At 68.5% G+C, this 16,007-nt stretch carries 15 protein-coding genes; 7 read left to right on the forward strand and 8 right to left on the reverse strand.

The window, feature by feature from the left end:
* Positions 1–12 precede the first annotated feature (12 nt).
* The 5 genes from JOE67_RS00940 to zapE form a co-directional block, all read right to left on the reverse strand.
* A complete protein-coding gene (locus JOE67_RS00940) occupies positions 13–768 on the reverse strand; it encodes an MBL fold metallo-hydrolase (protein WP_204973695.1) in 756 nt (251 codons plus the stop codon).
* 75 nt (positions 769–843) lie between these two features.
* Positions 844–1,230 carry an SPW repeat domain-containing protein gene (locus tag JOE67_RS00945; protein WP_204973696.1) on the reverse strand — a complete coding sequence of 129 codons (387 nt, stop codon included), beginning with the start codon at positions 1,228–1,230 and terminating at the stop codon, positions 844–846.
* A 111-nt stretch (positions 1,231–1,341) separates the two neighbouring features.
* Entirely contained in the window at positions 1,342–1,944 is a 603-nt protein-coding gene (locus tag JOE67_RS00950) for a type II toxin-antitoxin system PemK/MazF family toxin (protein ID WP_420827626.1), read from the reverse strand.
* Positions 1,941–3,200 (reverse strand): ammonium transporter, encoded by a 1,260-nt coding sequence (locus JOE67_RS00955; protein WP_204973697.1) that lies wholly within the window; start codon positions 3,198–3,200, stop codon positions 1,941–1,943. Before JOE67_RS00955 ends, JOE67_RS00950 begins: the two co-directional genes overlap by 4 nt.
* A gap of 112 nt (positions 3,201–3,312) precedes the next feature.
* Positions 3,313–4,356 carry a cell division protein ZapE gene (gene zapE, locus JOE67_RS00960; RefSeq protein WP_204973698.1) on the reverse strand — a complete coding sequence of 348 codons (1,044 nt, stop codon included), beginning with the start codon at positions 4,354–4,356 and terminating at the stop codon, positions 3,313–3,315.
* 127 nt (positions 4,357–4,483) lie between these two features.
* On the opposite strand from zapE, the gene JOE67_RS00965 reads away from it, so the two are divergent.
* Both JOE67_RS00965 and JOE67_RS00970 read left to right on the forward strand, forming a co-directional pair.
* Complete coding sequence (locus JOE67_RS00965; RefSeq protein ID WP_204973699.1) at positions 4,484–5,380, forward strand: rhodanese-like domain-containing protein; 897 nt, start codon at positions 4,484–4,486, stop codon at positions 5,378–5,380.
* A 37-nt stretch (positions 5,381–5,417) separates the two neighbouring features.
* A complete protein-coding gene (locus JOE67_RS00970) occupies positions 5,418–5,849 on the forward strand; it encodes a SufE family protein (RefSeq protein WP_204973700.1) in 432 nt (143 codons plus the stop codon).
* Positions 5,850–5,883: 34 nt separating this feature from the next.
* Here JOE67_RS00970 and JOE67_RS00975 read toward each other — a convergent pair whose 3' ends face one another.
* On the reverse strand, positions 5,884–7,029 hold the full coding sequence (locus tag JOE67_RS00975) for an alpha/beta hydrolase family protein (protein WP_204973701.1): 1,146 nt from the start codon (positions 7,027–7,029) through the stop codon (positions 5,884–5,886).
* Between the two features lie 25 nt (positions 7,030–7,054).
* Here JOE67_RS00975 and JOE67_RS00980 point away from each other — a divergent pair, with 25 nt between their 5' ends.
* The 5 genes from JOE67_RS00980 (at position 7,055) to JOE67_RS01000 (ending at position 13,110) form a co-directional block, all read left to right on the forward strand.
* The gene (locus tag JOE67_RS00980) at positions 7,055–7,636 is read left to right on the forward strand and encodes a DUF3000 family protein (RefSeq protein WP_204973702.1); all 582 of its coding nucleotides are present in this window, start codon (positions 7,055–7,057) and stop codon (positions 7,634–7,636) included.
* The gene (locus tag JOE67_RS00985; protein ID WP_204973703.1) at positions 7,629–8,825 is read left to right on the forward strand and encodes an HRDC domain-containing protein; all 1,197 of its coding nucleotides are present in this window, start codon (positions 7,629–7,631) and stop codon (positions 8,823–8,825) included. The genes JOE67_RS00980 and JOE67_RS00985 overlap by 8 nt, the downstream gene beginning before the upstream one ends.
* A 74-nt stretch (positions 8,826–8,899) precedes the next feature.
* On the forward strand, positions 8,900–10,105 hold the full coding sequence (locus tag JOE67_RS00990; RefSeq protein ID WP_204973704.1) for an acetyl-CoA C-acyltransferase: 1,206 nt from the start codon (positions 8,900–8,902) through the stop codon (positions 10,103–10,105).
* Between the two features lie 6 nt (positions 10,106–10,111).
* Entirely contained in the window at positions 10,112–12,271 is a 2,160-nt protein-coding gene (locus JOE67_RS00995) for a 3-hydroxyacyl-CoA dehydrogenase NAD-binding domain-containing protein (protein ID WP_204976564.1), read from the forward strand.
* A gap of 143 nt (positions 12,272–12,414) precedes the next feature.
* The gene (locus tag JOE67_RS01000) at positions 12,415–13,110 is read left to right on the forward strand and encodes an SPFH domain-containing protein (RefSeq protein WP_204973705.1); all 696 of its coding nucleotides are present in this window, start codon (positions 12,415–12,417) and stop codon (positions 13,108–13,110) included.
* 7 nt (positions 13,111–13,117) lie between these two features.
* On the opposite strand, the gene JOE67_RS01005 is transcribed toward JOE67_RS01000, so the two are convergent.
* Complete coding sequence (locus JOE67_RS01005) at positions 13,118–14,023, reverse strand: diacylglycerol/lipid kinase family protein (protein ID WP_204973706.1); 906 nt, start codon at positions 14,021–14,023, stop codon at positions 13,118–13,120.
* Between the two features lie 11 nt (positions 14,024–14,034).
* Positions 14,035–15,978 carry a 1-deoxy-D-xylulose-5-phosphate synthase gene (gene dxs / locus JOE67_RS01010; RefSeq protein ID WP_204973707.1) on the reverse strand — a complete coding sequence of 648 codons (1,944 nt, stop codon included), beginning with the start codon at positions 15,976–15,978 and terminating at the stop codon, positions 14,035–14,037.
* Between the last annotated feature and the right edge of the window lie 29 nt (positions 15,979–16,007).

Genomic DNA, 16,007 nt, shown 5'->3' on the forward strand with positions numbered 1-16,007 from the left:
CGGGCGTCGGTCTCAGTGCGCGCCGGCGCGCAGCGCGGCATCGATGGCCGAACCGACGCCCCGCGTCCAGGGATCCCCGTGCCCCGGAAGCAGGACCGAGTCGTCGACCTCGCGAAGCATGTCGAGCGAGGCGAGTGCACGCGTGCTGTCCACGGTCGCGGCGCCCGCGACGATCTGCGGCCCGCGCGCGCCGGTGTAGGGATCGAGGGTGACGATCGCGTCGCCGCAGAGCAGCGCTCCCACGCTCTCGAAGAAGTACGCGCAGTGCCCGTCTGTGTGGCCGGGCGTCCAGATCGCGCGCGGATGGCCTGGTATGTCGAGAGTCTCGCCGTCTGCCACGCCCGGCGCGACGTCCACCCCTCGCACGGCGAGGGCACCCTTTCCCACCATCGCGAGCATCGATGGAACGACCCGGGGGTGACGCAGGGGGTACGACCAGATCGGCGCCTCGTGCGAGTAGCGGTAGGGATGCCGGGCGAGCCGGGCATCCCCGGGATGCACGAGTGACGCGACGCCCTCGCCGGCCAGGGATCGCGCCATCCCCACGTGATCGAAGTGCCCATGGGTCAGCAGCACAGCGTCGATGTCACCCCGCCTGGCACCGATGCGGCTCAGCACGGAGTCGAGAAGACGGGCGCTGCGAGGCAGCCCGGCGTCGACGAGTGTCAAGCCGCCCTCGGCCTCGATGAGGTAGCAGTTCACGTGCGCCACATCTATTCGGTGCACGCCCGGTGCCGGCTGAGTCCATCCGGTTGCTCTTCGGCTCATGGCACCACTGTGGGCTGACGGCGCCCGACACGTACGTGCCTTGCCGTCACCCCGCGGTGGTGCTAGTCGTGCGGCTCAGGCGCGGGCGGTGGCCAGCTTGGCCGTGACCGGCTGCGGCTCGGAGAAGATCACCACCAGGATCACGGTGATGCCCACGACCACGTGGGGAACCCAGGCGTTCGGCGAGGCGGAGACGAAGCCGAACAGCCACGGCGACAGAGCGAGGAACAGGCTGGCGACGACATCGAACACCAGGTGCACCGGCATCGGGATCAGCTTGATGGGTCCCCATTCATAGCTGGTGAGCAGGCTGTAGACGATCAGGCCGACCCCGAGGATGACGGGGATCACGACGGCGGGCCCGCCCATCGAGGCGAAGCCGAACAGCCAGGGCGCGGCGATGAGCGCGATTCCGACCAGGTAGTCGAGCACGCCGTGGACTTTGGTGGGGATGAAGCGCATGATTCCTCCTTGATCGATGAGTCGCGTTTGGCGGCTCGACGGGGGTTCGTCACCCCCGTTCCGATCGGATTGGATGCCGGCGCCAGGCGCCCGCGCTCCGCTAGGGCGCCATCAGGCGCGAGCCCATCCGTAGCGCTCGATCAGTGCCTGCGCCACACGGCCATAGCGGCCTGCGTCGAGCGCAGCCGCCTCGCGCCGCATGCCCTCGTGATGAACGCTGTAGAGCTGCTCGATGTCCACCCATGACTCTCGACCCTGACCGTCCCAGGCCCCCGAGCCGATGGAGATGAAGTCGCGGTCCCGATCGTGCGGTTTGCTGGTCATCCGGACGGCGTACACGCGGTCGGCGCCGTGGCGGCCGATGACCAGCACCGGACGGTCCTTGCCGCGTCCGTCGTTCTCCTCGTAGGGAACCCAGGTCCAGATGATCTCGCCGGAGTCGGGAAGTCGGTTGCGAGACGGCGAGTATCCGACGCTCACCTCACGGACGCGCGCAGAATCGACCTGCACGGTCTCCGATCCGGGTATCCGGCCTGCGGATGCCTCGCCCGACGCTCTGGTCTCGCGCGAGGGGGCGGAAGCGGGGCCTCTACCGTCCGGCCGCAGAGTGGCGCGCGGACGGGGGCGGGCCTGCTGCCCGCCCCCGCTGCGCCCCGACAGCACCCTGCCGAGGATGTCGACGATGGCCGAAACGATCCTGCTGCTCGAACTCACCCGCTCACACTAGCGGCGTGCGCCGGCTCGAGCGCGTAGCCCTCCTCGCCGTGCACCGCCAGGTCGACTCCGGCGACCTCGTCCTCGCGGGTGACACGGAACCCGATCGTCTTCTCGATCACGAACCCGATCGCGTACGCGACGACGAACGAGTAGATCATGACTCCTCCGGAGGCGATCACCTGAACCACGAGCAGACGCCAGTCACCGCCGGTGAACAGGCCCTGCCCTGTCGCGAAGAAGCCCAGGTACACCGTGCCCAGCAGACCGCCGACGAGGTGCAGGCCGACGACGTCGAGGGAGTCGTCGAACCCGAGCCGGAACTTGAGCTCGACCGCGAGTGCGCACGCCGCACCGGACAGAGCGCCCAGCAGAAGCGCCCAGCCCGGAGTCAGGCTCGCGCAGGCCGGGGTGATCGCCACGAGACCGGCGACGAGTCCCGAGACAGCACCGACCGAAGTGGGCTTTCCAACCCGGAGCTTCTCGATGAGCACCCAGCCGAGGATGCCCGCCGCCGCCGCTCCCAGCGTGTTGATGGCGATCAGGCCGACGCCGCCCATGTCCTCCGAGAGCCACTCGGCTCCGGCGTTGAAGCCGAACCAGCCGAACCACAGCAGTGCCGCTCCCAGGAGCGTCAGCGGCACGTTGTGCGGCTTGCTCAGTTCGCGTCCGAACCCGATGCGCTTGCCGAGCACGATCGCGAGGGCGAGAGCAGCGGCGCCCGCGTTGATGTGCACCGCAGTGCCACCTGCGTAGTCGATCACCGCGATGCCGCTGTCCGCCCCGAACAGGGTCGTGCCGAGGTGCATGATCCATCCGCCGCCCCACACCCAGGCGGCGATCGGGAAGTACCCGATGGTGCCGAACACACCCACGAAGATCAGCCACGGCCCGAAGCGGGCGCGGTCGGCGATAGCTCCCGAGATCAGTGCGACGGTGATGATCGCGAACGTCGCGCCGTAGGCGATGCCGAGCAGCGCGACATTGGCCTCAGGGCCGGTCGAGGCCGCGGCCAGCCCGAGATCGGCGAACGGATCTCCGGCGAACTGCGTCGGCGAAGTCACCGAACTCATCGAGAAGCCGTACAGCACCCACAGCACGGCGATCAGACCGATCGCGCCGAAGCTCATCATCATCATGCTGATGACGCTCTTCGCCCGCACCAGGCCGCCGTAGAAGAACGCCACCCCCGGTGTCATCAGCAGCACCAGCGCGGTCGCGGTGATCACCCACGAGACGTTGCCTGTGGCATCCATGTCGAACCTCCTCCGTTTAGCGAACGAGGTCAGTCTGTGCGCGTCATGTTTCGGGCGGCCGCGCGTCATGTTGCCGGCACGTTACGTGCCGGCTCCCGATGTGACGATCGTGTTACTCGGCGGCGGAGTGGGTCAGCGCATTGAGACGCGAGATGGCGCGCAGGTACTTCTTACGATATCCGCCCGCGAGCATCTCATCGGCGAACACCTGGTCGAGGGCGACGCCCGTGGCCACGATCGGCAGCTGCGCGTCATACACGCGGTCGACGAAGGCGACGAACCGCAGCGCCTCGGACTGATCGGTGAGGGTGCGCACCTCGCGGAGTCCCACCAGGGAGAGTCCGTCGATGAGACGGATGTAGCGCGACGGATGCACCTGGGCCAGGTGATGGATGAGCGCGCCGAACTCGTCGTCTGAGGCGACGCCGGACGTCGCCTCAGACTCGATCGCCTGGGTGAACTGCGCGTCGTCCGAGACCACCGCGCTGCCGTCGAGTGCGCGCTGGCGGTAGTCCACACCGTCGATACGCAGCGTCTCGAAGCTCTCGGACATGGCGTGGATCTCGCGCAGGAAGTCCTGCGCCGCGAAACGCCCTTCGCCCAGTGCGTTCGGCGGGGTGTTCGAGGTCGCCGCGAGCTTCGTGCCCGAGGAGACGAGCTCTCCCAGCAGCCGGGTCATGACCATGGTGTCGCCCGGGTCGTCCAGTTCGAACTCGTCGATGCACAGCAGATCCGCGCCGCGAAGCAGGTCGACGGTGTTCTTGTAGCCGAGGGCTCCGACGAGAGCGGTGTACTCGATGAACGAGCCGAAGTACTTCCGTCGGGCCGGAAGCGCGTGGTAGACGGATGCCAGCAGGTGGGTCTTGCCGACGCCGAAGCCGCCGTCGAGATAGACGCCCGGCTTCATCGGAGCCTCTTTGGGGGCGCGTCGGAAGAACCCGGCCTTCTTTGCGGGTGCTGCCCCGCCGCCCGCGAAGCGCTGCAGCAGCTGCTTCGTCGCCTCCTGCGAAGGGTAGCGGTCGTCGGAGCGATAGCTCTCGAACGTCGCATCGTCGAACTGCGGCGGGGGTACGAGGCTTGCCAGCATCTCGGTTCCGGTCACGACGGGCGTGCGCTCGGTGAGGTGCACGACGCCCGTGCTGATCTGCTGGGTCATCACGTTCCTGAAGTCATAGTCTTACGATCCTGATGCGGGTGCGCGCCAGGGGATCTATCGTCATAAGGGACGGCTCAACTTTACGCCGTCGCCATGCCCACCCGATCCTGACCCCTGAGGAGCACCCGTGGCCGTCGATCACGACACGTCATCCGCCAAGTTCGCCGAGTACGCCGCACCAGGGCGGCTCGTGAGCACCGAGTGGCTGGCCGCTCATCTGGACACCCCCGGCCTCGTGGTCGTGGAGTCCGATGAGGACGTGCTGCTCTACGAGACCGGCCACATCCCCGGTGCGGTGAAGGTCGACTGGCACACCGAGCTCAACGACCCGGTCGTGCGCGATTACGTCGACGGCGAAGGCTTCGCAGAGCTGCTGAGCCGCAAGGGCATCTCGCGCGACGACACCGTCGTCATCTACGGCGACAAGAACAACTGGTGGGCCGCATACGCGCTGTGGGTCTTCTCGCTGTTCGGTCACGAAGACGTCCGACTGCTCGACGGCGGCCGCGACCGCTGGATCGCCGAGGGACGCGAGATCACCACCGCGAAGACCGAGCGACCGGCCACCGAGTACCCTGTCGTCGAGCGCGACGACTCGACCCTGCGCGCCTACAAGGACGACGTGCTCGCCTTCATCGGCAAGGGTCCGCTGATCGACGTGCGGTCGCCCGAGGAGTACAACGGTGAGCGGACCACCGCCCCTGCCTATCCCGAGGAGGGCAGCCTGCGCGCCGGCCACATTCCGACGGCGCAGAGCGTGCCGTGGGGCAAGGCGGTCGCCGAGGACGGCGGCTTCAAGACCCGTGCGGAGCTCGAGGCCATCTATCGCGACGGCGCCGGGATCACGGACGGCGACGATGTGATCGCCTACTGCCGCATCGGAGAGCGCTCGAGCCACACGTGGTTCGTGCTGCAGCACCTGCTCGGTTTCGAGAATGTGCGCAACTACGACGGCTCGTGGACCGAGTGGGGCAGCGCGGTGCGTGTGCCGATCGTCAGCGGCAGCGAGCCCGGCTCGCTCTGAGCGCCCCGACTCTCCGCAGGGTGGGATGATGGCAGGGATGACTGATACGCACGTCCCCGCCGCTCTCGCCGAGTTCCGCGATGAGTTCCTCGAGCTCCCCGAGCCAGACCGCCTCGAGCTGCTGCTGGAGTTCGCGAACGAGCTCCCGCCGGTCTCCGATGAGATCGCGAGCCACCCTGAGATGTGCGAGCGGGTGGCGGAGTGCCAGTCCCCCGTCTACATCTACATCGAGGTCACCGACGGCGTCGTCACCATGCATGCGACGGCGCCGCCGGAGGCTCCGACGACGCGCGGATTCGCCAGCATCCTCGTGCAGGGGCTCACGGGTCTCACCGCCGACGAGGTGCTGGCGATCCCGAACGACTACCCGCAGAGCATCGGCCTGACGCGCCTCGTCTCGCCGCTGCGGATCGGCGGCATGACAGGGATGCTGATGCGCGCGAAGCGACAGGTCGAAGCCAAGCGCTGAATCGTCGCCCCCCCTCGCGCAGAGCCGTTCTGCGTCAGGTCAGACCCTTGGCGGTCATCCACTGTTCGATGGCCGCCGTCCACCCGTCCTGGTCGTAGTTCCAGATCTTCGTGTGCCGCGCCACCCGGAACTCGGGCATCGTCACCAGATCGGGTCGAGCCTCTGCCAGTGCGTGCGAGGCGTCGGCAGGCACGAACCCGTCGTCTTCGCTGTGCAGGATGAGAATCGGAGCGCTGAGCTCGGACGCCCTCGCGACCATGTCCAGTCTGTCGAACGGGATCGCCTCCTCGGCGCCGCTGAGCCGCGCAAGGAAGGTGTTCCCCAGCGCGCCCATTGCGAGCCCGGGCAGAGGCTCGCGCAGACCCGACTCACGCGCCTGGAAACGCAGCACGGTGCGCCAGTCGACGACCGGTGACTCGAGCACGATTCCGGCTATGGCGTCCCGGTGCCCCGATGACACCGCCGTCTGCAGCACGATCGCGCCGCCCATCGACCAGCCCATGAGCACCACCCGCGTCGCGCCGTGGCGCAGCGCGTGACCGATCGCCGCATCGACGTCCCGCCATTCCGAAGCGCCGAGCGCATAGCTGCCGCCGCGCGAGCGCGGCGCCTCGCCGTCGTTGCGATACGAGACGACGAGCGTCGGCAGGCCGAGCGCCTGCATCACGGGAACGGCGCGCAGGCACTCCGACCGGAGCGTTCCCCGTCCGTGCACCTGGATCACCCACGTCGACGAGTCGGCGGGGAAGAACCACGCGGGGCACGGCCCCGCAGGCGATCCGATGAGCACGCTCTCCCACGGCAGGTGCAGCTCGCTCGGGGTCACGTGGTACCAGCCGCTGAAGGCGGCGTCCCGATCCACGCGAGCACCCGGCTCGATCTGAGTGAGCAGCTTGCGACGGACTCTCGTCCGGTCTGCGCTGAGCACCGCGCCCAGCTTCACGTAGCCGTAGGTGCCGGTCGTGAAGAGGCCGTACCGACCCGGCAGCTCGGTGTCAGGAGTGCGCGAGAGCTCTATCGTCTGCGCACCCGTGTCTACGGCGAGGATCTGCGTGTCGTTGCGCCGCAGCGAGGGCGTCACCACTCGCCGGGCGGTGGCGAGGACGGCCGCGCCGGCCGCGATCCCCGCGGCGACGACAGCAGGGACGGCGAAGGCTACGGCGTGCCTGAGACTCTTCATCGCCTCCCGACTCTAGCCTGTCCACGTGAGCGCACACCCGGAGGCCGCAGCGCTGTTCGACGCAGCGGCGGCAGAGCTTCGTGAAACGGCGTTCCGCGCCGACATCGTCGTGCGGGAGATCCCGTCTCCGGCAGGCCTCGCGCCGTTCGCGCTGGCGCTCGCAGCTGACGTCCGTCCGGACGATCACGGCGACTCGGTCTACGGCACCGGTCGCTTCGTGCTGCTGCACGATCCGGATGAGCCGGATGCCTGGGGCGGGGCCTGGCGCATAGTCGCGTTCGCGCAGGCGCCGCTCGAACCCGAGATCGGCACGGACCCGCTGCTCGCGGATGTCGCCTGGTCATGGCTCGTCGATGCTCTCGACTCCCGCGACGCGCACTATCACTCGGCATCGGGAACCTCCACGAAGATGCTCTCGAAGGGCTTCGGCGGACTCGCAGCCGAAGGCGACGGAGCGCAGATAGAGCTGCGCGCGTCGTGGACACCGGATGCCCCGCTGCGCCCGCATGTGGAAGCATGGGCGGAGCTGGTCGGGATGCTCGCAGGCCTCCCGCCGGGTTCAGAGGATGTCGCCGTGTTCGGCGCGAGAAAGGGCGCACGTGGCTGAGTACTCCGTGATCGACGACCGGACGGAGTTCGAGAAGGCCGCCGCAACGCTGGCGAAGGGAAGCGGCCCAGTCGCCGTCGACGTGGAGCGCGCGTCTGGTTTCCGTTACTCCCAGCGCGCCTATCTCGTGCAGGTCTATCGCCGCGATGCCGGCGTGTTCCTCTTCGACCCGCCCGCGATCGGCGATTTCACCGCGCTTCAGGTCGCCATCGGAGAGGCTGAGTGGGTCTTCCACGCCGCAAGCCAGGATCTCCCGTCGCTGCGCGAGCTCGACCTGATGCCGGCGCGCATCTTCGACACCGAGCTCGCGTCGCGCCTGCTCGGCAGCGACGGCTTCGGTCTGGCCGCGGTGGTCGAGCACGCCCTGGGGATCACCCTCGCCAAGGCTCACTCCGCAGCCGACTGGTCGACGCGGCCGCTGCCTGACCCGTGGCTCGAGTACGCGGCTCTCGACGTGCTCCATCTCGTCGACGTCCGGGATGTGCTCACGGCCGAACTCGAGGCGGCTGGCAAGACGGAGATAGCCGCGCAGGAGTTCGAGGCCACTCTCTCCCGCCCGCCGAAGCCTCCGCGCGAGGAGCCGTGGCGGCGTCTGAGCGGCCTGCACAAGGTGCGCGGTGCCCGCCAGCTGGCCGTCGCCCGTGAGCTGTGGACGGAGCGGGAGCGATATGCAGAGGAGGTGGACGTGTCGCCGGGTCGTCTTGTGCCCGACCGCTCGCTGCTGGCCGCGCTGCTCGCCGCGCCCCGATCGAAACAGGAGCTCGCCGGGCTCAAGGAGTTCAACGGCCGCGCCAGCCGCACGCAGCTCGATCGATGGTGGGGTGCCATCGAACGCGGGCGCACCACCCACGATCTGCCACGCGAGCGCGTGCCCAGTGATGCACTCCCTCCGCCCCGCGCCTGGGCTGATCGCAATCCCGAGGCGGATCTGCGGCTGAAGGCCGCTCGCCCCGTCGTGGAGGCGATCGCCGAGGAGCTGCACATGCCCACCGAGAACCTGCTCACTCCCGAGCACCTTCGCCGGGTGGCCTGGCTCCCCCCGGCCGAACTCACCGCTGAAGCCGTCGGTGCGGCTCTCGCGGAGCTCGGCGCACGGCCCTGGCAGGTTGCGCATACTGCACAGAAGATCGTGGATGCTTTTGTAGAGGGACCGCAAACCACGGTCGAGGGCTTCCCGACCGCTTCGTAGGTTCGATCCAACCGATTCCAAGCGGTCGGACCACGCTCCTAGGCTGGACGCGAACCCCAACCTATGGAGGCAGAGTGGCCGAGATCTCGGACGTCTACTTCGTCGATGGAGTGCGCACACCCTTCGGGCGCGCCGGCGAAAAGGGCATGTACTGGAACACCCGCGCTGATGACCTCGCCGTGAAGGCGACCATCGGCCTGATGGAGCGCAACGCCGCAGTGCCGGCCGATCGCATCGACGACGTCGCCATCGCGGCGACCTCCCAGACGGGCGATCAGGGTCTGACCCTCGGCCGGTCGGTCGCCATTCTCGCCGGGCTTCCTCAGACGGTTCCGGGCCTCGCCGTCGAGCGCATGTGCGCCGGCGCGATGACGAGCGTCACCACGATGGCGGCGTCGATCGGCATCGGCATGTACGACTTCGCTCTCGCCGGCGGTGTCGAGCACATGGGCCACCACCCGATCGGCGGCAACGCCGACCCGAATCCGCGCTTCGTCGCGGAGAAGATGGTCGATCCCGGTGCCCTCAACATGGGGGTCACCGCTGAGCGCATCTTCGACCGCTTCCCGCACCTCACCAAGGAGCGCTCCGACCGCTTCGGCATGCTGAGCCAGCACAAGGTGCAGGCCGCGTACGACGCCGGCAAGATCCAGCCCGACCTGGTGCCGGTGGCCGTCAAGGGCGCCGATGGCGCCTGGGGCCTGGCTACCGAGGACGAGGGCCGCCGCCCGCAGACCACGATGGAGGATCTCGCCGCACTGAAGACGCCGTTCCGACCGCACGGACGCGTCACTGCCGGCACCTCCTCGCCCCTCACCGACGGCGCGACGATGTCGCTGCTCGCAGGCGGTGGCGCGGTGAAGGAGTTCGGCCTCACCCCGAAGATGAAGATGGTCTCGTTCGCCTTCGCGGGCGTGCAGCCCGAGATCATGGGCATCGGCCCCATCCCCTCGACCGAGAAGGCCCTGAAGAAGGCCGGTCTCGAGATCTCCGACATCGGGCTCTTCGAGCTCAACGAGGCCTTCGCCGTTCAGGTGATCTCGCTGCTCGACCATTTCGGCATCGCCGACGACGACCCGCGCGTCAACCAGTGGGGCGGCGCGATCGCACTCGGGCACCCCCTCGCGGCATCCGGAGTCCGCCTGATGATCCAGCTCGCCGCGCAGTTCGCCGAGCGTCCCGACGTTCGCTACGGCCTCACCGCCATGTGCGTGGGTCTGGGCCAGGGCGGCTCGGTCATCTGGGAGAACCCGTTCTACGACGGCAAGAAGAGGAAGTGACGCGTGATGGCTGACACGATCCACGAGCAGTACGCCGGCGTCGACTTCACGCCGCTCTCCGCCCTCGCCGACGGCGAGGTGATCACCCACTCCCCCGTCCGCGACATCCGCCTGGCCTCCGGCAAGGTGCTCGCCCTCATCACCCTCGACAACGGCCGGGACCACACGCGGCCGAACACGCTGGGCCCCGCGACCCTCACCGAGCTCGGCGAGACGCTCGACTCGCTCAGGGCCCGCGCCGCCGCGGGTGAGATCCAGGCCGTCGGCATCACCGGCAAGCAGTACATCCTCGCCGCCGGCGCCGACCTCTCCGACATCAGCCGGCTCGGGTCGAAGGACAATGCCCGGCTGATCGCGCAGCTCGGCCACAAGGTGCTCGGCTCGCTGTCTGAGCTCGGGGTTCCGACCTTCGCCTTCGTCAACGGTCTCGCGCTCGGCGGAGGCATGGAGATCGCGCTGAACTCCACCTACCGCACCGTCGACGCGTCGGCGGCGGCGCTGGCCCTGCCCGAGGTCTTCCTCGGCATCATCCCCGGCTGGGGTGGCGCCTACCTGGTGCCGAACCTGATCGGCATCGAGAAGGCCCTCGAGGTCGTCATCTCGAACCCGCTCAAGCAGAACCGCATGCTCAAGCCGCAGCAGGCCTTCGAACTCGGACTGATGGACGCCATCTTCCCGGCGGCCAACTTCCTCGAGAACTCGCTCGCCTGGGCGGACTCGGTGCTCGCAGGCAGGAAGGTCGAGCGCCGCAACGAGCCGGGCAAGATCGAGCGCACGGTCAAGTGGCCGATCGCGATCAAAATGGCCAGGGGCATGCTCGAGTCCAAGATCGGCACGATGCCCCGCTCGCCCTACGTCGCACTCGAGCTGCTCGAGAAGGCCAGGAGCGGCACGAAGGCCGAGGGCTTCGCTCGCGAGGACGAGGCTCTCGCCGAACTCGTCACCGGCGACCAGTTCGCGGCATCGATGTATGCGTTCGACCTGGTCCAGAAGCGTGCCAAGCGCCCCGTCGGAGCCCCCGACAAGGCTCTCGCGAAGAAGGTCACCAAGATCGGCATCATCGGCGCAGGCCTCATGGCCAGCCAGTTCGCGCTGCTGTTCGTGCGCAAGCTGCAGGTCCCGGTGCTCATCACCGACCTCGACCAGGCGCGCGTCGACAAGGGCGTGGCCTACATCCACGACGAGATCGGCAAGCTGGAGGCGAAGGGCCGTCTCGACGCCGACACCGCCAACAAGCTGCGCTCGCTCGTCACCGGAACCACCGACAAGGCGCAGTATGCCGACTGCGACTTCGTCATCGAGGCCGTGTTCGAAGAGGTCGGCGTCAAGCAGCAGGTGTTCGGAGAGATCGAGAAGATCATCGCCGACGACGCGATCCTCGCGACGAACACGTCGTCACTGTCGGTCGAGGAGATCGGCTCGAAGCTCGCTCATCCCGAACGTCTGGTCGGCTTCCACTTCTTCAACCCCGTCGCGGTCATGCCGTTGATCGAGATCGTGAGGACTCCGCACACGGCCGAGGCGGCTCTGTCGACGGCGTTCGTCGTCGCGAAGGGACTGGGCAAGAACGCCGTGCTGACGGCCGACGCACCGGGCTTCGTCGTGAACCGACTGCTCGCCAAGGTCATGGGAGAGGCGGCGCGCGCCGTCTACGAGGGGACCCCCGTCGCGGATGTCGAGAAGGCCTTCGGCCCTCTCGGGCTGCCGATGGGCCCCTTCCAGCTCATCGATCTCGTGGGCTGGAAGGTCGCCGCACATGTGCAGGACACGATGGTGCGTCACTTCCCCGAGCGCTTCTACGCCAACGAGAACTTCCACGCTCTCGCCGAGCTGGACGCGGTTGTCGAGAAGGACAAGGGCGGTCGCGTCACCGGCTGGACCAAGAGCGCCGAGAAGGTTCTCAAGGGACACGTGGGCAGCGCTCCGGCATCCGCCGAGACCATCCTGCAGCGTGTGCAGGATGGTCTCGCCCAGGAGATCCGCCTCATGCTGGACGAGGGCGTCGTGCCGGAGGTCGAGGACATCGACCTGTGCCTGATCCTCGGCGCCGGCTGGCCCTTCATCGACGGTGGCGCGTCGCCGTACCTCGACCGCGAAGGCGCGTCTGAGCGGGCTTTCGGCGGCACCTTCCACAACCCGCCGATCCGCGGCGTCGCGCACAGCTGACGACCGCATGCACAGGGGCCGCACCTTCCGGTGCGGCCCCTCGTCGTGCCGGCGCCGAACACCTGGCCAACAGCGGATGAACACCCGCCGCGATCGGCCCGATTCCGCGGTCTGCCCGACTGGAGCGGGGCACGATGGTGGGCATGGACATGATTCTCACGATGATGGGTGGGAAGGGCATGTCGGGCCTGCTGAAGACGGGCACCGCGCTCCTCACCGTCCTGCTGGTGGTGCCTGCCCTGCTGCGGCTGTTCGTCGTGACGGTGGACGAGGGCTGGGCAGCGATCCGCACCCGGAACGGCAAGCCGATCATCCGCAATCGCCCGCAGCGGCGACCCTCACGAGGCGGCGGTGCCGTCGGAGAGGTGGTCGTGCTGCATCCTGGTACCCACGGCGCGTTCCCTCTGTTCTACTGGTACAAGCTCGTCGACGTGCGCTGCAGGGCTACGGATCTTCCCGTTCGCGAGATGACAGGCGCGAACGGCCGCCAGCACCGCGTGCACGCGTCGTTCGAATGGCGCCCGATACCCAGCGGCCGCGATCTGCGGGTCTTCGAGCTCGACGTGGTCAACGTGAAAGAACGCGCGTCGAACATGGTGGGCGCGGCGCTTCGGGACATCGTCCGCGGGATCGACGCGGTCGAGCTGCCGCACAACGACGAGCTGAGCACTCGCGTGCTGTCAGCGTGCTCCGCAGACGTACGCGATGCCTGCGGTGTCGAGATCGTCCGAGTGATGATCACCGGCGATGCACTGACCGACGGCTATCTGCTCGCGGGCGCACTGCGAGACGGCGACCGCGCATCGTCCGGCGTCGCCGCCCTGCATGCGCTCAACTGAGCAGGCGTCATCTCCGCGGCAGCATGACCACGAGCGCGTCGGGGATGATGCCGATCTCGCACTCCCCCACCCCGATCCGCTCGCCGTCGGCGTAGACCATCAGGTCCTGCGCCGATACGTGCACCCGCCGGCAGTGCTCGTGATCGACCTCGGGACGGGTGAGGTGGGCGCCGCGCAGCAGCAGCGGGAAGAGTCGAAGCAGCCGTGATCTGCTGAGCGGCGCGACGTGGACGGCGTCGAGCAGGCCGTCATCGGCACGCGCGCCCATGCACATCGGCATCCCTCCGCCGTAGCTCGATGTGTTGCCGACGGCGAACAGCGTGCCTGGCAGGCACACCGAGGGCGCACCGTCGATCGCGATCCGGAACCGGGTGGGGCGCAGCCGCAGCAGCTCTATGGCCAGCGCGACGTGATACCGCAGGCGACCGCCCGGCCACCGGAGCCGGTTCGTGCGTTCGCTGACCTTCGCGTCGAACCCCATCGCGGCCACGGTGAGGAAGACGCGCGTGCGACCGTGCGAGGTCGCGGTTCCGAGGTCGGTCGGACGTCGGATGCCCGTGAGCACGGCCATCGCTGCCTCCGGAGGCTGCACATCGGCGATGCCCAGCGCGCGAGCGAAATCGTCGCCCGTTCCGGCCGGCACGACCGCGACAGGCAGAGCGGCGTCCATCACCAGGTCGACGATGCCTGAAAGCGTGCCGTCCCCTCCGACCACGACCATGCCGTCCCACCGCTGCCTCAGCGCGTCGATCACCAACTCGCGCGCGCGATCGGCGGTCTCGCCGACCACCGCGTGCACGATCGCCCCGGAGGAGCGCAGTGCCTCTGCCGCGCGATCGCCGGCGTGCGCTCCCCGGCCTCTGCCTGAGCCCGGGTTGATCACCAGCAGAAGGCGGGGCGCCGCACTGCCCATGGCAGCGGCGTTCAGCGGCTCTCGCTCAGCGGGAGCTCGATCGCCCCGGTCTGTCCGGGAGCCTTCGCCACCGGGATGCGCGTGCCGCCCACCTGGGCGACGATGTCGGCCGTGATCTTGTCGACCGAGAGGCCGGCATCTTCTAGGATCTGCTCACGCGAGGCGTGCTGGAGGAACTGATCGGGGACGCCGAGCTCGTCGACGCCGGTGTCGATGCCGGCTTCGCGGAGCACCTGGCGCACCCGAGTGCCGATCCCGCCCACGCGGATGCCGTCCTCGATCGTGATCACCAGGCGATGCCGAGCGGCGAGCGAGACCACCGAGGGCTGCACGGGCACCGCCCACCGGGGATCGATGACGGTCGCGCCGATGCCCCGCTCACGCAGGCGCTGGGCGATCTCGACCGCCATCTCGGCGAACGAGCCGATCGCCACGATGAGCACGTCCTCGTCGTCGCTGCGGGCGAGCACGTCGGTGCCGTCCGACAGGCGCTCTACGGCGACCATCGTGTCCGGAACCTCGCCCTTCGGGTAGCGGATGACGGTCGGCGCGTCGTCGATCGCGACCGCCTCGGTGAGAGCCTCGTGCAGACGTTCAGCGTCGCGCGGTGCTGCAATGCGGATACCAGGAACCATCTGCAGCATGGCGAGGTCCCAGACGCCGTGGTGGCTCGGGCCGTCGGGTCCGGTCACGCCGGCGCGGTCGAGCACGAAGGTCACACCTGCGCGATGCAGCGCGACGTCCATGAGCACCTGGTCGAATGCGCGGTTCATGAACGTCGCATAGATCGCGACGACGGGGTGCAGACCGCCGAACGCCAGGCCGGCCGCTGAGGCGACGGCGTGCTGCTCGGCGATGCCGACGTCGTACACGCGATCGGGGTAGCGCTCTGCGAATGCCGCGAGTCCCGTCGGTCGCAGCATGGCGGCCGTCATGGCGATCACCTTGCGGTCGCGGCCGCCGATCTCGACGAGCGCGTCGGAGAACACCGAGGTCCACGAGATTCCCGACGAGGATGATAGCGCGCCGCCGGTCTTCGGGTCGATGCGACCGACGGCATGGAACTGGTCGGCCACGTCGTCGAGTGCAGGCTGATAGCCGCGACCTTTCTCGGTGATCGCGTGCACGATGACCGGCGCGCCGTAGTCCTTGGCGAACTGCAGGGTCTCGATCAGCGCTCCGACGTCGTGGCCGTCCACCGGGCCGAGGTACTTGATGTCGAGGTTGGAGTAGAGCGCCACGTTGTTCGTGAATCGCGACAGGAATCCGTGGGTCCCGCCTCGAACGCCACGGAACACGGCACGCCCCAGCGGCCCGAACGCTCGGAAGAGCCGGTCGGACTTGCGATGCATCTCGCGGTACACGCCCGCGGTGCGCACGCGGTTGAGGTAGCGCGACATGCCGCCGATCGTCGGCGCGTACGAGCGCCCGTTGTCGTTCACGACGATCACAAGGTTGCGCTCGTTGTCGTCGCTGATGTTGTTGAGCGCCTCCCAGGTCATCCCTCCCGTGAGAGCGCCGTCGCCGACGACTGCGACGACGTGACGGTCGCTGCGCCCTGTCGCCGTCAGGGCGCGGGAGATGCCGTCAGCCCAGCTGAGCGAGCTCGACGCGTGCGACGACTCGACGACATCGTGAACGCTCTCCGAGCGCTGAGGGTAGCCGGCGAGCCCGCCGCGCGAACGGAGGTTCGAGAAGTCCTGACGACCGGTCAGCAGCTTGTGCACGTACGACTGGTGACCGGTGTCGAAGATGATCGGGTCGTCGGGTGACGAGAACACCCGGTGCAGAGCGATCGTCAGCTCGACGACGCCGAGATTGGGTCCGAGGTGCCCGCCCGTGCGTGCCACGTTCTCGACGAGGAAGGCCCTGACCTCGGCCGCCAGCTCGACCAGTTCATCGTCGGAGAGGCGATCGAGATCTCGGGGGCCGCTGATGCTCGGCAGGATCGGCATGGACGTCCTTCCGCGTCATGGAGCGCTCG

The sequence above is a fragment of the Microbacterium esteraromaticum genome, from assembly GCF_016907315.1.
Classification (GTDB): domain Bacteria; phylum Actinomycetota; class Actinomycetes; order Actinomycetales; family Microbacteriaceae; genus Microbacterium; species Microbacterium esteraromaticum.

What these genes read in the sequence shown, in the direction of transcription:
- JOE67_RS00940 (WP_204973695.1), bottom strand. Translation starts at nt 768, where the DNA reads ATGAGCCGAAGAGCAACCGGATGGACTCAGCCGGCACCGGGCGTGCAC.
- JOE67_RS00945 (WP_204973696.1), bottom strand. Translation starts at nt 1,230, where the DNA reads ATGCGCTTCATCCCCACCAAAGTCCACGGCGTGCTCGACTACCTGGTC.
- JOE67_RS00955 (WP_204973697.1), bottom strand. Translation starts at nt 3,200, where the DNA reads ATGGATGCCACAGGCAACGTCTCGTGGGTGATCACCGCGACCGCGCTG.
- zapE (WP_204973698.1), bottom strand. Translation starts at nt 4,356, where the DNA reads ATGACCCAGCAGATCAGCACGGGCGTCGTGCACCTCACCGAGCGCACG.
- JOE67_RS00970 (WP_204973700.1), top strand. Translation starts at nt 5,418, where the DNA reads ATGACTGATACGCACGTCCCCGCCGCTCTCGCCGAGTTCCGCGATGAG.
- JOE67_RS00975 (WP_204973701.1), bottom strand. Translation starts at nt 7,029, where the DNA reads ATGAAGAGTCTCAGGCACGCCGTAGCCTTCGCCGTCCCTGCTGTCGTC.
- JOE67_RS00995 (WP_204976564.1), top strand. Translation starts at nt 10,112, where the DNA reads ATGGCTGACACGATCCACGAGCAGTACGCCGGCGTCGACTTCACGCCG.
- JOE67_RS01000 (WP_204973705.1), top strand. Translation starts at nt 12,415, where the DNA reads ATGGACATGATTCTCACGATGATGGGTGGGAAGGGCATGTCGGGCCTG.
- JOE67_RS01005 (WP_204973706.1), bottom strand. Translation starts at nt 14,023, where the DNA reads ATGGGCAGTGCGGCGCCCCGCCTTCTGCTGGTGATCAACCCGGGCTCA.
- dxs (WP_204973707.1), bottom strand. Translation starts at nt 15,978, where the DNA reads ATGCCGATCCTGCCGAGCATCAGCGGCCCCCGAGATCTCGATCGCCTC.